Source organism: uncultured Brevundimonas sp., from assembly GCF_937863155.1.
GTDB lineage: Bacteria > Pseudomonadota > Alphaproteobacteria > Caulobacterales > Caulobacteraceae > Brevundimonas.
Genome location: NZ_CALMFB010000004.1, coordinates 1 through 13537, shown reverse-complemented (window position 1 = coordinate 13537; position 13537 = coordinate 1). Strand labels below are relative to the sequence as shown.

13 protein-coding genes and 2 tRNA genes are annotated in these 13537 nt (G+C 67.5%); 5 read left to right on the top strand and 10 right to left on the bottom strand.

The annotated features are described in order from the left end of the window. Positions 1-114: 114 nt before the first annotated feature. Both Q0581_RS00330 and Q0581_RS00325 read right to left on the bottom strand, forming a co-directional pair. Positions 115-188, bottom strand: a tRNA-Gly gene (locus Q0581_RS00330). Positions 189-267: 79 nt separating this feature from the next. After that, positions 268-351: transfer RNA gene (locus tag Q0581_RS00325), tRNA-Tyr, on the bottom strand. A gap of 148 nt (positions 352-499) precedes the next feature. On the opposite strand from Q0581_RS00325, the gene rlmB reads away from it, so the two are divergent. Together rlmB and Q0581_RS00315 are read left to right on the top strand one after the other, a co-directional pair. Further along, on the top strand, positions 500-1384 hold the full coding sequence (rlmB, locus tag Q0581_RS00320; RefSeq protein WP_298696245.1) for a 23S rRNA (guanosine(2251)-2'-O)-methyltransferase RlmB: 885 nt from the start codon (positions 500-502) through the stop codon (positions 1382-1384). A gap of 60 nt (positions 1385-1444) precedes the next feature. Next, a complete protein-coding gene (locus tag Q0581_RS00315; protein ID WP_298696241.1) occupies positions 1445-2305 on the top strand; it encodes a TerC family protein in 861 nt (286 codons plus the stop codon). A gap of 36 nt (positions 2306-2341) precedes the next feature. On the opposite strand, the gene metG is transcribed toward Q0581_RS00315, so the two are convergent. From metG to Q0581_RS00300, 3 genes are all read right to left on the bottom strand, one after another. Beyond that, the gene (metG, locus tag Q0581_RS00310; RefSeq protein WP_298696237.1) at positions 2342-4042 is read right to left on the bottom strand and encodes a methionine--tRNA ligase; all 1701 of its coding nucleotides are present in this window, start codon (positions 4040-4042) and stop codon (positions 2342-2344) included. Positions 4043-4164: 122 nt separating this feature from the next. Then, positions 4165-5520 (bottom strand): MATE family efflux transporter, encoded by a 1356-nt coding sequence (locus tag Q0581_RS00305; protein WP_298696234.1) that lies wholly within the window; start codon positions 5518-5520, stop codon positions 4165-4167. Positions 5521-5597: 77 nt separating this feature from the next. After that, positions 5598-5996 (bottom strand): DUF1489 family protein, encoded by a 399-nt coding sequence (locus Q0581_RS00300; RefSeq protein WP_298696231.1) that lies wholly within the window; start codon positions 5994-5996, stop codon positions 5598-5600. A gap of 62 nt (positions 5997-6058) precedes the next feature. Here Q0581_RS00300 and Q0581_RS00295 point away from each other — a divergent pair, with 62 nt between their 5' ends. Continuing rightward, positions 6059-6442, top strand: a complete 384-nt coding sequence (locus tag Q0581_RS00295; protein WP_298696228.1) for a putative quinol monooxygenase — start codon at positions 6059-6061, stop codon at positions 6440-6442. Here Q0581_RS00295 and Q0581_RS00290 read toward each other — a convergent pair. Continuing rightward, the gene (locus tag Q0581_RS00290) at positions 6439-6828 is read right to left on the bottom strand and encodes a hypothetical protein (protein WP_298696225.1); all 390 of its coding nucleotides are present in this window, start codon (positions 6826-6828) and stop codon (positions 6439-6441) included. The two genes, Q0581_RS00295 and Q0581_RS00290, sit on opposite strands and share 4 nt — an antisense overlap. After that, positions 6825-8852, bottom strand: coding sequence for a biotin carboxylase N-terminal domain-containing protein (locus Q0581_RS00285; protein ID WP_298696223.1), 2028 nt, complete (start codon positions 8850-8852; stop codon positions 6825-6827). The genes Q0581_RS00290 and Q0581_RS00285 overlap by 4 nt, the downstream gene beginning before the upstream one ends. 38 nt (positions 8853-8890) lie before the next feature. Here Q0581_RS00285 and Q0581_RS00280 point away from each other — a divergent pair, with 38 nt between their 5' ends. Then, positions 8891-10018 (top strand): class I SAM-dependent methyltransferase, encoded by a 1128-nt coding sequence (locus tag Q0581_RS00280; RefSeq protein WP_298696221.1) that lies wholly within the window; start codon positions 8891-8893, stop codon positions 10016-10018. An 11-nt stretch (positions 10019-10029) separates the two neighbouring features. Here the strand turns inward: Q0581_RS00280 and Q0581_RS00275 are convergent, their stop codons facing one another. Beyond that, positions 10030-10935: an enoyl-CoA hydratase-related protein gene (locus tag Q0581_RS00275; protein ID WP_298696217.1), complete on the bottom strand. Its 906-nt coding sequence runs from the start codon at positions 10933-10935 to the stop codon at positions 10030-10032. A 65-nt stretch (positions 10936-11000) separates the two neighbouring features. On the opposite strand from Q0581_RS00275, the gene Q0581_RS00270 reads away from it, so the two are divergent. Further along, a complete protein-coding gene (locus tag Q0581_RS00270) occupies positions 11001-11363 on the top strand; it encodes a DUF2200 domain-containing protein (RefSeq protein WP_298696215.1) in 363 nt (120 codons plus the stop codon). A 53-nt stretch (positions 11364-11416) separates the two neighbouring features. Here Q0581_RS00270 and Q0581_RS00265 read toward each other — a convergent pair whose 3' ends face one another. Together Q0581_RS00265 and Q0581_RS00260 are read right to left on the bottom strand one after the other, a co-directional pair. Next, positions 11417-12241 carry a hypothetical protein gene (locus Q0581_RS00265; RefSeq protein ID WP_298696213.1) on the bottom strand — a complete coding sequence of 275 codons (825 nt, stop codon included), beginning with the start codon at positions 12239-12241 and terminating at the stop codon, positions 11417-11419. Positions 12242-12358: 117 nt separating this feature from the next. Beyond that, a partial coding sequence (locus Q0581_RS00260) for a carboxyl transferase domain-containing protein (protein WP_298696211.1) occupies positions 12359-13537 on the bottom strand: 1179 nt, incomplete at its 5' end.

Sequence of the window (13537 nt, the reverse complement as noted above, 5' to 3'; positions counted from 1 at the left end):
CGATCGTGCCAATGTTGCAGTGCGGCTTAGTCCGTTCGAATTTTTCCTTGGCCATCGCCAAAACTCCTGTGGCCCTGGCCCAGATCGGGGAGCGGGCGTTGCATCATCGAAATCTGGAGCGGGTAGACGGGATCGAACCGACATCCTCAGCTTGGAAGGCTGCTGCACTACCATTGTGCTATACCCGCGCGGAGAATGCGTCAGGAGACCCCTTCGCACCCGGCTCCTCCTCAAGGCTCCGGCCTGGATGGTCTTTGCGGACGGGCGTGGTGGGGGAAGCAGGACTCGAACCTGCGAAGCTTACGCAGGGGATTTACAGTCCCCCCCCTTTGCCGCTCGGGACATTCCCCCTCGCGCCGTCTTTCAAGACCGATACCGGGCGTCGCCTGCCGGCGATAACGCCGGAAAACGACAAAGCGTTTCAGACTGGGCACGCCCTGTAATAGAGGGAAGCGCCGGCCCGAAACCCTTGGGGCCCCAAATCGGAGCGCGTCTTATAGTGTCGTCGAACAGGGAACGCAACGACCGGAAAAAGGCCGGAAAGACGGGCTTTCGCCCCCGGCCCGAACGCAAGCCGGAGCGTGGCCCCGCCCCGCGCGGCGAGGCGCGGACCAAGGGTGATTCCACCGCCGAGCGCCCAGCCTCGCGACCCAAGCCGGCCAAGGTGGACGCCGAGAACTGGCTGTGGGGGCGCCACCCGGTCATGGCCGCGCTGGAGAACCCCGCGCGACGCGGCGCCGGCCGCCTGTTCGCCACGCCCGACCGGGCCGAGGAGCTGACCGCCCACGCCGGCGGCCGCACGGTCGAGGTGGTCGACGGGCCGCATCTGGCGCGCCTGCTGCCGCCCGGCGCCGTGCATCAGGGCCTGGCCATGAAAATCGCCCCGCTGGAAGGCGTCGCCCTGGAAGACATCGCGGAACCTGCGGGCGGCGTCATCGTCATGCTGGACCAGCTGACCGACCCCCAGAACGTCGGGGCCATCTTCCGGTCTGCCCTGGCCTTCGGCGCGCGCGGCATTGTGGTGCAGGATCGGCATTCGCCCGCCCTGGCCGGGGCGCTGGCCAAGGCGTCGGCGGGGGCGACCGAGCGCCTGCCCTGCGCGCGCGTGACGAACCTGAGCCGGGCGCTGGAGCGGCTGGCCGACCTGGGCTGGCGCGCCGTGGGCCTGGACGGATCGGGCCAGCAGACGCTGGAACAGGCGCTGGACGCCCAGCCCACCGTCCTGGTCATGGGGTCAGAGGGCGACGGCATCCGCCGCCTGGTGGCCGAACACTGCGACGCCCTGGCGCGCATTCCCATGCCGGGCGGCTTCGAGAGCCTGAACGTGTCGAACGCGGCGGCGATCTCGCTTTATGAATGTGCGCGGGCCCAGGGTCGCGAGTGAAGGGTCGCGACTGACGTGCGGCCTCTTGGCGCGACGGCGCGGCAGGATTAGAGAGCGGCGATGGAATTCCTGTCCTCTCCCGAACTCGCCAGCCAGCTGACCGCCCTGGGCCAGGTGCTGATGATCGACCTGGTCCTGGCGGGCGACAACGCCGTGGCCGTGGGCCTGGCCGCCGCCGCCCTGGCGCCCGAACAGCGCAAGAAGGCCATTCTGATCGGCCTGGCCGCCGCGGTGATCCTGCGCATCGGCTTCGCCCTGATCACCGTGCAACTGCTGGCCATCGTCGGCCTGTTGCTGGCGGGCGGGGTTCTGCTGCTGTGGGTGTGCTGGAAAATGTGGCGCGAACTGCGCGAGGCGGCGACCCACGACCAGGCCGAGGCCCAGGCCGAACTGGAGCTGGCCGCCAGCATCGAACACGGCAGCGGACCTTCGCCCGAGGAACTGGGCCTGAAGCGCAAGTCGTTCGGCGCCGCCCTGCTGCAGATCATGATCGCCGACGTGACCATGAGCCTGGACAATGTTCTGGCCGTCGCCGGCGCGGCGCACGAACATCCGTGGATCATGGTGTTCGGCCTGGTGCTGTCGATCGCCCTGATGGGCGTGGCGGCGACCTTCATCGCCCGCCTGCTGAACAAGCATCGCTGGATCGGCTATCTGGGCCTGGTCATCGTGCTGTACGTCGCCGTGCACATGATCTGGGACGGCTATCGCTCGGTCGTGGTGCGGACCGGCAATATGGAATCCTTCAACCGCAGCGCCCCCGCCTTCCTGAAGATCACCCCCAAGGAAGAGGCCAAATACTGGAAGGGCGTCCGCAGCGAGAAATCGGCCACCCCGGTGATGGGCGCGCCGTCCGCCTCGCCCCCGCCGGTCACGGTGACGCCGCAACGACCGGCGCCGGAACCGGCGCCCGCAGGATAAGGAAGAGGCCCCGGAGCGATCCGGGGCCTTTCTGTTTCAGCTCGCGCCGCCGAAGCGTTCGGTCCATTCCGCCACCTGGGCGTCCTCGATCTTGGCGAACATCACGCCTTGCGCCGCCACCGCGCGGCCGCGCGGCAGGACGTCCAGCAGCGCCTCGTCGGCCGAGGGCCAGCTCAGGTCCGTCGCCCCGACCGAAGCGGCGATGCGGGCGGCGGTGTCGGGCAGGATCGGCGCCGCCAGACGCGCGAACAGGGCCACCAGGTTCAGCCCGGTGCGGACCCCCACGGCGGCCGCGTCGCGGTCGGTCTTCAGCGCCGTCCAGGGCGCCGCGACCTGAAGATATTCATTGCCCAGCACCCAGGCGACGCGGATGGCCTGGGCCGCCTTGCGGAACTCCAGCGCCTCGAACGCCTCGGTCGCCTCATAGATGGCGGCGCGCAGATCGGCCTCCAGCCGGGTTTCCAGCTCGCCGGGGGCGCCGCCGTCGGGCACGACGCCGTCCATCTTGGACTCCGCGAATTTGACGATGCGGTTGACGAAATTGCCCAGGACGTCGGCCAGATCCTTGTTGGTCGTCGACTGGAACTGTTCCCAGGTGAAGGCCGCGTCGGCGCTTTCGGGACCATAGGCCGTCAGGTGCCAGCGCCAGATGTCGGCCGGCGCCACGTCCAGCGCCTGATCCATGAAGACGCCGCGCTTCTGGCTGGTCGAGAATTTGCCGCCGTACCAGTTCAGCCAGTTGAAGGCCTTCAGGGTGTCGACCGTCTTCCACGGTTCTTCGGAACCCAGGATGGTGGCCGGGAAGCTGACGGTGTGGAAGGCGACGTTGTCCTTGCCCATGAACTGGACGTAACGCACGTCGTCGGCGCCTTCGTCGGTGCGCCACCAGGCGCGCCAGTCGCCGCCGGTCGCATCGGCCCATTCCTCGGTCGCGGCGATATATTCGATGGGGGCGTCGAACCAGACGTAGAAGACCTTGCCCTCCATGCCCGGACGCGGGCCGCCGTCGGGGCCGACCACCGGCACGCCCCATTTCAGGTCGCGTGTCACGCCCCGGTCGATCAGACCTTCGTCCAGATGCTTGTAGGCGATGGACTTGGCCAGGGCGGGCCAGTCCTTGGAATCGACCCAGGCGCGGATGCGGCCGGCCATGCCGGCCTGCAGCAGATACAGGTGCCGGGTGTCGCGCACCTCCAGATTGCGGCTGCCCGAAACCGCCGAATAGGGGTCGATCAGGTCGGTCGGATCCAGCAGGCGGCCGCAGTTGTCGCACTGGTCGCCCCGCGCGCCGACGTGGGCGCAGTGCGGGCAAGTCCCCTCGACATAGCGGTCGGGCAGGAAGCGCCCGTCATCGACCGAATAGATCATCCGGTCGACCCGCTCCTCCATCAGACCGTTGGCCTCCAGCACCTTAGCGAAATGCTGGGTCAGACGGCGGTTGGCGTCGGAGGACGAGCGGCCGAACCAGTCGAAGCTGAGGTTGAACGCCTGCCCCGCCTGCTTCTGGACCTCATGCTGTTCGTCGCAATAGGTGCGGACGTCCTGGCCGGCGGCGGCGGCGGCCAGCTCGGCCGGGGTGCCGTGCTCGTCGGTGGCGCAGATGTACAGAACATCGTGCCCCTGCGCCCGCTTGAACCGCGCCCAGACATCAGCCGGCAGCATCGACCCGGCCAGATTTCCCAGGTGCTTGACGCCGTTGATGTAGGGCAGGGCCGAGGTGATGAGGATGCGGGACATGGGTTCCGGGGAGCAAAGGGACTGGGGATTAGGGACTAGCTGCGGTTAGTGGCGGGCGGCGCGCCATATCGCAACCCCGCAGGTCGACCTCACCGTAATCCCTAGTCCCTAGTCCCCAGTCCCTAATCCCTAATCCCTGCAACGGGCAGGCGCTTTGCGATCCGCACGAACCGCCCGGTCAGCAGGGTGGCGGAAATCAGGCTGGCGATGATGACCGCCCAGACCATGCCGTCCACGCCCATCCGATGCGCCAGCCACCAGCCCAGCGGCATCATGATCGCCGCATAGGCCACGAAATGCAGGATGGTCGGCCACCAGACATCGCCCGCCGCGCGGTTGGCCGAGGCGGCGACCACCTGGATCGCATCGGCCACGAAGAACAGGGTCGCCAGCGCCAGGGCCGGCGCCGCAATGGCCAACAGCGCCGCATCGCGGTTGTAGGCCGAGGTCAGCAGTCCCGCCGTGGGCCAGACGATCAGGGCGATGACAAAGCCCAGCACCGTCACCACCCCTATGCCGACCAGACCCGCCCTCAGGGCCCCATCGCGGTCGTGCGCGCCATAGGCCCGACCCACCAGCACGGCGGTCGCCGCCGACAGGCCCATGGGCACCATGAAGACGATGGCCGAGACGTTCAGAACGATGGTCCAGGCGGTCGTCTGCATCGCACCCAGCTGTCCGGCGATGAAGGTCATGGCCGCAAAGGCGCCGACCTCGATGAAATAGCTGGACCCGGCGCCATAGCCGACCTTGCGCTGCTCACGCTCGACCACGCGGTCGCGCGCCGGGCGCCGGAACACGCCCCAGCCCTTCGCCTCGGGCAGGCGCAGGATATAGACGACCAGGAAGACCGCCAGCACGGTCCGCGCGCCAAAGGTGGCCCAGGCCGAGGCGACCGCGCCGGACTGGCCGATGCCCAGCAGGTCCGGCACCAGCACCAGGTTCAGCAGCAGATTGACCCCATTGGCCACCCACATGGCCCACATGCCGGGCTTGGGCCGACCCAGGGCCTCCAGGAAGAACTGGGCCGCGATGCTGATCAGATAGGCCGGCATCGACAGGGCGAAGACCACCAGCGGGAAAGACGCCCCCTCGCCCAGCCCCTCGGCCAGGCCCATGTGCCGCATCGCCCACGGCCCCAGCAGGATCAGACCGATCATCGCCACGCCGCCCAGTTGCAGCGCATAGACGAAGCCCCGGCGCAGAACGGCGCCCACCTCGGCCTCGCGCCCCTCGCCCAGCAGCCGCGCGGTCATCACCTGCACGCCCATCATCAACCCGACCGCCGTGGTCAGCACGATGCTGGTCGGCGCCCAGGCCAGGGCGTGAAACGCCAGTTGCTCGCCCGAATGATTGCCCACTACCAGGGCGTCGGTCAGACCCATGGTCATGATGCCGATGCGCGCCAGCACCACCGGCCAGGCCAGGGCCAGCAGGTCGCGCAGAACGGTTCGGGACGGGGGGCTGAGGGCGAACATCGGACGGGGCGAAGACCATGCCCGTCAGGGCCGGTCAACACACAATCGGATTGGGGTCTTTGGGCCGCGGCGCCGCCCTACCAGGCGCCAAGCTCGCGCAGCTGCTCGACCAGTTCGGACGGCATGTCGCCGCCATCGACCACCGACAGGTCCGGCGGCGCCTCGCGCCCGTCCAGATAGCGCCAGCCCTGGAAGGCCCGGCGCGCGACCGGCGCGGTCCGCACCACCTGGGGCGCCAGGGTGATTTCGCAGCGGCTGGCCCGCCCCTCGCCCAGGGTCTTGATGTCCAGGATCGGCTGGCGGCAGCCGACGACGCCCTTGACCACCCAGTACAACGAGCCGCCGTCCTCGATCTCGGCCGCGCGCTTGGGCGTCATGCGCGTGTGCACGATCAGGGGCTTGCCGCCCGCCGCCCGCCGCTCCAGCCAGTCGATGTCCGACACGCCGACGCACAGCTTGATGATATGAAGCGCCATGGCTCGCCCTTAACATCCGAATCCGGGCGACGTCAGGGCCGGCTTGAGACTATGTTGGCGTCATGACCGCGACCCGCCGACAGACGCTGAACGCCGCCCTCGGCCTGGCCATCGGCGCGACCGCCCTGCCCGCTTTCGGAGACACGCCCATGTACGGATTGATCGGCCGCATCATGGCCACGCCCGGCAACCGCGCCGAACTGGCCGCCATCCTGCTGGAAGGCACGACGGCCATGCCCGGATGCCTGAGCTATGTCGTGGCCGAGGATGCACAGGACGCGGAAGCCCTGTGGGTGACCGAGGTGTGGGACAGCGCCGACAGCCATCGCGCCTCGCTGTCCCTGCCTGGGGTCCAGGCCGCCATCGCCCGCGGCCGCCCCCTAATCGCCAGTTTCGACAACCGACACGAGACGCGGCCGCTGGGCGGGACAGGCCTGGCGGATTAGGCGCCGGGCGTTTGCGTCAGTCGGCCGCCGACTTCCTGCATCTTCAGGCCGCGATCCGCCACCAGTTGGCCACAGCGTTCGGCGTTGTCGGACAGATCCTGCTGCGTCGCCGTCTGGGCGAAAGCGTAGAACCGTTCCAGCCAGTCGGTCGAGGCGTCGCGCCCTTCCAGTCGGCCTAGATAATAGAAGACGCCGATGGCCGCGCCGGCGGCTTTTTCCGGATCGGCCGCGATGACGCTGAACACCACCATGCACTGCATGTCGGCGGTTTCGTCGGCGGTCAGAGGGCGGGTCCTGTCGGTCTGGGCCGCCGCCGGAGCGGCCACGGCGCCCAGCGCCAGTGCGGAGGCCAGGCCCAGGGCCAGTTTGCGGACGGGGGTCTTCATTGATCTTCTCCTGCGGCCGTGACCGTGGCCAGGACCGTTCCCTCGGCGGCCTGATCGCCGACCGAAACCGATATTGCGCCGACCACGCCGTCGAAGGGGGCGGTCAGGGCGTGCTCCATCTTCATGGCTTCCAGCACCACGATCGACTGACCCTTCGTGACAGCGTCGCCGGCCTTGGCCGGAACCGCGACGATCCGGCCCGGCATGGGCGCACGCAGGGAACCGTCGGACGCGGCGCCGCCGGCCGCACTCGCCGCATCCGCGCGCCAGTCCGCGAACGCGATCGCTTCGCCGGCGTCGAACACCACGGTGATCTCTTCCGTCTCAAGAGAACGGATCAAATCGTCGCCGACCCAGATGCCCGATTGCAGATCATCCGGCGAGACGCCACCGGGCGCCACCCGCTGAACCCGGCTCGAAGTGGTGACGTCGTACCAGGCGGCATGACCGTCGCGACGTTCGGTCAGCGACGCGGCATGACGCTGGCCGTTCATGGCCGTCTGAACCTCCAGCCGTGAGGGTCCGTTCAGGCGGAAGCCCGCAATGTCGCCCCGATAGCCGGCCCAGGGCGATTTGCCGTCCTCATCGGGCGAAAGGGCCGCGCGGCGCTGTTCCTCGAACCGCTGGGCGGCGCCGGCGGCGGCGACCTCGAGGCGAATACCCGTCCCGACCAGCGCACCCTCCTCCGCGCCGATGAACCCCGTATCCACATCGCCCGCCACGAAACGCGGGTGGTTCAGGCATCGGGTCAGGAAGCCCGCGTTGGTCTTCACCGGCCAGACCTCGACCTGGGCGCAGGCGTCGGCCAGGTCCGCCGCCGCCACCTGGCGGGTGTCGGCGTGGACGATCAGCTTGGCGATCATGGGGTCGTAGAACTGGCTGACCTCGCCGCCCCGTTCGACGCCCGTGTCCACCCGGATGTCGTCGGGCAGGCGGAAATGCTCCAGCCGCCCGATGGACGGCAGGAAGCCGTTGGCCGGGTCTTCGGCGTAAAGGCGCGCCTCCATGGCCCAGCCCTTGATCGGGATGTCCGCCTGTTTCAGCGGGATCGGTTCGCCCGACGCCACGCGGAACTGCCATTCCACCAGATCGACGCCGGTGATCGCCTCGGTCACCGGATGTTCGACCTGCAGTCGGGTGTTCATCTCCATGAACCAGATGCGGTCGGCCTTCAGCCCGTCCGAGGCGTCGGCGATGAATTCGATGGTCCCCGCGCCCTGATAGTTCACCGCCTGGGCCGCGCGCACGGCGGCGGCGGTGACCGCATCGCGCGTGGCCTGGTCCATGCCGGGGGCCGGGGCCTCCTCGATCACCTTCTGGTGGCGGCGTTGCAGCGAACAGTCGCGTTCGTGCAGATGGACCACCGTGCCGTGGCTGTCGCCGAACACCTGAACCTCGATATGGCGCGGGCGGGTGATGTAGCTTTCGATCAGCACGCGCGGGTCGCCGAAGGACGACTGGCCCTCGCGCTGGGCGCTGGCCAGGGCGTCGGCGAAATCCTCGGCCCGTTCGACCAGACGCATCCCCTTGCCGCCGCCGCCCGCGACCGCCTTGATCAGCACCGGATAGCCGATGCGCCCCGCCTCGGCCGCCAGGGTCGCCGCCGACTGGTCCTCGCCCTGATAGCCGGGGGTGACGGGCACGCCCGCCTGGATCATCAGCGTTTTCGCCGCGTCCTTCAGGCCCATGGCGCGGATGGCGGCGGGGGGCGGGCCGATCCAGACCATGCCGGCGGCCATCACCGCCTCGGCGAAGTCGGCGTTTTCGGACAGGAAGCCATAGCCGGGATGGATCGCCTCGGCCCCCACTTCCCTGGCGGCGGCCAGAACCTTGGCGGCGTCCAGATAGGATTCGCGCGCGGCGGCCGGGCCGATGCGCACCGCCTGGTCCGCAGACCGCACATGCAGGGCCTGGGCGTCCGCGTCGGAATAGACGGCGATGGTGCGGATTCCCATCCGCTGGGCGGTGCGGAAGACGCGGCAGGCGATCTCGCCGCGATTGGCGACCAGGACGGACTTGAACATGCCCCACCGTTAGCCGTTCGCCCGCGCCGGGGAAAGGCGTGGCGTCACGGCGCCCGCCCCGCTATGACAACGCCGTCCCCGCCCCGGAGAGCCGTCTGTTGTCGAGTTCGTCGCCCCTTGATCGCGGCCTGCGCGTCATCCGCAAACGCCTGCGTCACTGGTTTCCGCGCGACATCAATCCGGTGGCCCCCGGCCAGCCCAGGCCTGATCCCGCCCTGCCGCTGCATGAGCGTCTGGTGCGGCTAGAGCGGCTGGCCCACGCCACGGCGATGGATGCGGCCGAGATCAAGCTGATGCTGGCGGCCCTGACCCTGCCGGACGCCTCGGTGTGGCAGGGCAAGCCGGTGATGATCGAGGGCGCGCCGGGGGTGAACGCCTTCCCCAACTCGACCCTGTGCCGTCAGGACAGTTTCGACCAGCCCTACTTCCCCTACTGGATCCGCACCATCGGCGAGGGCCTGCGCTATCACCGCAAGCTGTGGGAGTTCGTCTTCATCCTGCAAGCCTTGTGGGAACGCGGGGCGATCCGGCCCGGCGCGCGGGCGCTGGGGTTCGGCGTCGGATGGGAATCGATCCCGGCCTGGTTCGCCTCGCAGGGCATCGAAGTCACCGCCACCGACATGAGCGCCGACCAGGCCGCGGGCGCCGGCTGGATCGCCAGCAACGAGCACGCCGCCGGCAAGGCCGCCCTGGCCCGCCCGCGCCTGTGCCCGCCCGAGGTGTTCGAGCGGAACGTGACCTTCCGCACGGTCGACATGAACGCCGTGCCGGACGACCTGACCGGCTATGATTTCTGCTGGTCGGCCTGCGCCTTCGAGCATCTGGGGGCCATCGAGGCGGGCCTGAGGTTCGTGGAGCGGTCGCTGGACACGCTGAAGCCCGGCGGCTGGGCCGTGCATACGACCGAATACACCGTCAGTTCCAACGACGTGACCATCGACACGGGCGACACGGTGCTGTTCCGCCGCCGCGACATGGAAGAGCTTCAGCGCCGGCTGGAGGCCAAGGGGCACCGGGTGGCGCCGTTCGACTTCACCCCCGGCGACAAGCCGCTGGACCGCTATCTGGACATCCTGCCCTATCGCACCGAGCCGCATCTGATGATGGCCCTGTGGGGCCACCAGACGACCTCGATCGGCGTGATCGTGCAGAAGAAGCCGGACTGAAGCCCCGCCGCCTATTCCGCCCAGCGCGCCTTGCGCTTGTCCAGGAAGGCGCGAACACCCTCCTGCCCCTCGTCCGAGACGCGGGCGCGGGCGATGCGGCGGGCGGTGTCCTCCATCAGGCCGTGATCCAGCTTGCGGCCCGCCACGTCGTGCACCAGCCGCTTGGCCTCGCCCATGGCGCCGGGCGCATTGCCGGTCACGCTGTCGGTCAGCATCGAGATGAACTCGTCCAGCGACCCTTCGGGCAGCACCATGTCGATCAGGCCGACATGGGCGGCGTAGTCGGCGTCGAAGATGTTGCCGGTCAGGAACAGCGCCCGCGCCCGGCGCGCACCCACCGCCTCGATCACATAGGGGGCGATGGTCGCCGGGATCAGGCCCAGCTTGACCTCGGAAAAGGAGAAGCGCGCGCCCTCGACCGCCACGGCCATGTCACAGGCCGCGACAATGCCCGCGCCGCCGCCCATGGCCGCGCCTTCCACCACCGCCACCGTCAGGGCCGGCACGTCGTGCAGCGCCTTCAGCATGGTGGCCAGTCCCATGGCGTCGTCGCGGTTGTCGGATTCGGACCAGTCCGCCGCGTCGCGCATCCAGCCCAGGTCGGCCCCGGCGCTGAAGGTTCCGCCCGCGCCGCGAACGAACACCGCCCGAACATGGTCGGCGCCGTGCAGGGTCTCGAACGCTTCACGCAGGGCGGCGATGGTGGCGGCATCGAAGGCGTTCTTCTTGTGCGGCCGGTTCAGGGTGACGAAGACCACGCCGTCGGCGGTGGAATCGATCTGCACCAGATCGTCATTGGCGTCCGGCGCCGGATCGGCCACGAACGGATGGGCGATGGCGTTGATCTCGGCCGCCTCGGCGTCGGTGATGTCCAGGGCGTTCAGGTCGTCGGCGTTCCGGTCGGTGGGGTCGGTCATGGTGATCTCCTGCGGCTGCCGTCCTATAACGCGCCACCGGCCGAACGGAACACGAAAGCTGCGCCATGAAGACCAGCGCCACCGACCGCATCCGCAGGACCAGCGTGGCCAGCGTCCACGTCCACTATGTGAACAAGGTCGAGAAGAAGGGCCGCACCCGCGCCGATGTGGACCAGGTGATCCGCTGGCTGACCGGCTATTCGCAAGGCGCGCTGGACGCCCTGCTGGCCGAGGGGACCGACTTCGAAACCTTCTTCGCCCAGGCCCCGGCCATGAACCCCAACCGCTTCCTGATCGCCGGCGTCATCTGCGGCCATCGCGTCGAGGAGATCGAAGACCCCTTCATGCGGGAGCTGCGCCACCTGGATAAGCTGGTCGACGAGGTGGCCAAGGGGAAGGCGATGGAGAAGGTGCTGAGGGTGGGGTGAGCTTTAGCGAATGGGGAAAAAACCCCCGCTCATCTCGCTCAGAATTTCGTCCATCAATCTTCGATTGTTGAGCGGGCCTGTGCCACGTCAGCCAAAATCAAACGTTTCGGCTCCCCTCGAGCTGACTCGATTTTTGATGCCCATAGCTTCAACTCCTTACCAGCCGATATGGTGTTCCCGTGAAGGGACCAAGTAAGGTGGCCTCGCTTATGCTCAGGGAAGGCATCGCCCGGCCTGAATGGCATGACTTTATTGAGCTCACGAATGTAAGCGCGACCGTTTCCGCTTAAAGCATTATAACGCGTGATGTTTCCGCTTAACTCCTCAACCTCGGGATTCTCATCACGAGTATTTACCCATTCGCTTGTTTGTTTGTCGAATGTAACGAGAGTCGAGCGCGGTCGCTCTAGAGTGACCATAGGGATCCCGTAGTCAATAGCCCTGTGAGCGCGCCGAAGGCTTCCTTCTAGGGTCTCCGCTAACTGATCGAAGAATGTGTCGTCTACGTCAATTTTTTGAACGCTAGGTGTTTCCGGCTTGGCGTTCAGCATGCCAACAGCTTTTGAGAACGCCAATTTAACAAAATCGTAGAATGCTGCACCAGCAATTCCGGCGGTTGCTGGATACTGCTCAATCACTGCGATGATGTCGAATAATACGCTCCCACGGCGGGGCGCGCCGAAGTAAATTTCAGCCCCTTTCAACGCCGTAGCTCTACTGACTATTTCGCCCGTCATATATGCATGAACTACAATCTGAAGTGCTTGCGCGAAGCCGTAGAACGAGTTTGAACCATCGTAGAGGTCGAGGCCGCGGCGTTCGGCATCGCCGCCACTGAAACGGAGCTTGAGAGCGTGCTGCGCTAGCGCATCCGACATATTGCCCTCTCCTATCTCCTGCCTCGCGGGGTCATCACGACAGTATGAACGGTCAAGCTTACACTGAGAAAAGATACGCGCAATACGTGTGATGCAACCAAGCCCACACTTCCTTCATCACATCCTGAACACGCCGAATTGCGTCTCCGGTATCGGCGCATTCCGGCTGGCGCTGATCGCCAGACCCAGCACATCCCGCGTCTGCACCGGGTCGATCAAGCCGTCGTCCCATAGGCGGGCGGTGGCGTAGTAGGGGTTGCCCTCGTCCTCGTATTTCTGGCGGATCGGGGCCTTGAAGGCTTCGGCCTGGTCGTCGGTCCAGGTCTCGGCGTCGCGGTGGACGGTGGCCAGGACGGACGCCGCCTGTTCGCCGCCCATGACGCTGATCCGGCTGTTGGGCCAGGTGAACAGGAAGCGCGGCGAATAGGCGCGGCCGCACATGCCGTAGTTGCCGGCGCCGAAACTGCCGCCGATCAGGACGGTGAATTTCGGAACCTCGGCGCTGGCGACGGCGGTGACCAGCTTGGCCCCGTTCTTGGCGATGCCCTCGGCCTCATACCGACCGCCGACCATGAAGCCCGAGATGTTCTGCAGGAAGATCAGCGGAATCTTGCGCTTGCAGGCCAGCTGGATGAAGTGCGCGCCTTTCAGCGCGCTTTCGGAAAACAGCACCCCGTTGTTGGCCAGGATGGCGACCGGCATTCCCCAGATGCGGGCGAAACCGCAGACCAGGGTCGTGCCGTAAAGCGCCTTGAACTCGTCGAACTCTGACCCATCGACGATGCGGCCGATGACCTCGCGCACGTCATAAGGCGCGCGCACGTCGTCGGGGATCAGGCCATACAGGTCCTGAGGGTCCAGGGCCGGTTCGCGCGGCTCGCGGATGTCCATCGCCACGGCCTTGACGGTGTTCAGGTCGGCGACGATGCCTCGCACGATCTCCAGCGCGTGTTCGTCATTCTCGGCCACATGGTCGACCACGCCGGACTTGCGCCCGTGGGTTTCGGCCCCGCCCAGCTCCTCGGCCGAGATGACCTCGCCCGTCGCGGCCTTCACCAGCGGCGGCCCGGCCAGGAAGATGGTGCCCTGGTTACGCACGATCACCGTCTCGTCCGACATGGCCGGCACATAGGCGCCGCCGGCGGTGCACGATCCCATGACGCAGGCGATCTGGGGGATGTCGCGCGCGCTCATCCGGGCCTGGTTGAAGAAGATGCGGCCGAAATGGTCGCGGTCGGGAAACACCTCGGCCTGGTGCGGCAGATTGGCCCCGCCCGAATCGACCAGATAGACGCA

Coding starts and splice junctions, on each gene's coding strand:
- Q0581_RS00300 (WP_298696231.1), bottom strand. CDS start 5,996: ATGGCGCTTCATATCATCAAGCTGTGCGTCGGCGTGTCGGACATCGAC.
- Q0581_RS00315 (WP_298696241.1), top strand. CDS start 1,445: ATGGAATTCCTGTCCTCTCCCGAACTCGCCAGCCAGCTGACCGCCCTG.
- metG (WP_298696237.1), bottom strand. CDS start 4,042: ATGTCCCGCATCCTCATCACCTCGGCCCTGCCCTACATCAACGGCGTC.
- Q0581_RS00295 (WP_298696228.1), top strand. CDS start 6,059: ATGACCGCGACCCGCCGACAGACGCTGAACGCCGCCCTCGGCCTGGCC.
- Q0581_RS00275 (WP_298696217.1), bottom strand. CDS start 10,935: ATGACCGACCCCACCGACCGGAACGCCGACGACCTGAACGCCCTGGAC.
- Q0581_RS00270 (WP_298696215.1), top strand. CDS start 11,001: ATGAAGACCAGCGCCACCGACCGCATCCGCAGGACCAGCGTGGCCAGC.
- Q0581_RS00305 (WP_298696234.1), bottom strand. CDS start 5,520: ATGTTCGCCCTCAGCCCCCCGTCCCGAACCGTTCTGCGCGACCTGCTG.
- Q0581_RS00290 (WP_298696225.1), bottom strand. CDS start 6,828: ATGAAGACCCCCGTCCGCAAACTGGCCCTGGGCCTGGCCTCCGCACTG.
- Q0581_RS00285 (WP_298696223.1), bottom strand. CDS start 8,852: ATGTTCAAGTCCGTCCTGGTCGCCAATCGCGGCGAGATCGCCTGCCGC.
- Q0581_RS00265 (WP_298696213.1), bottom strand. CDS start 12,241: ATGTCGGATGCGCTAGCGCAGCACGCTCTCAAGCTCCGTTTCAGTGGC.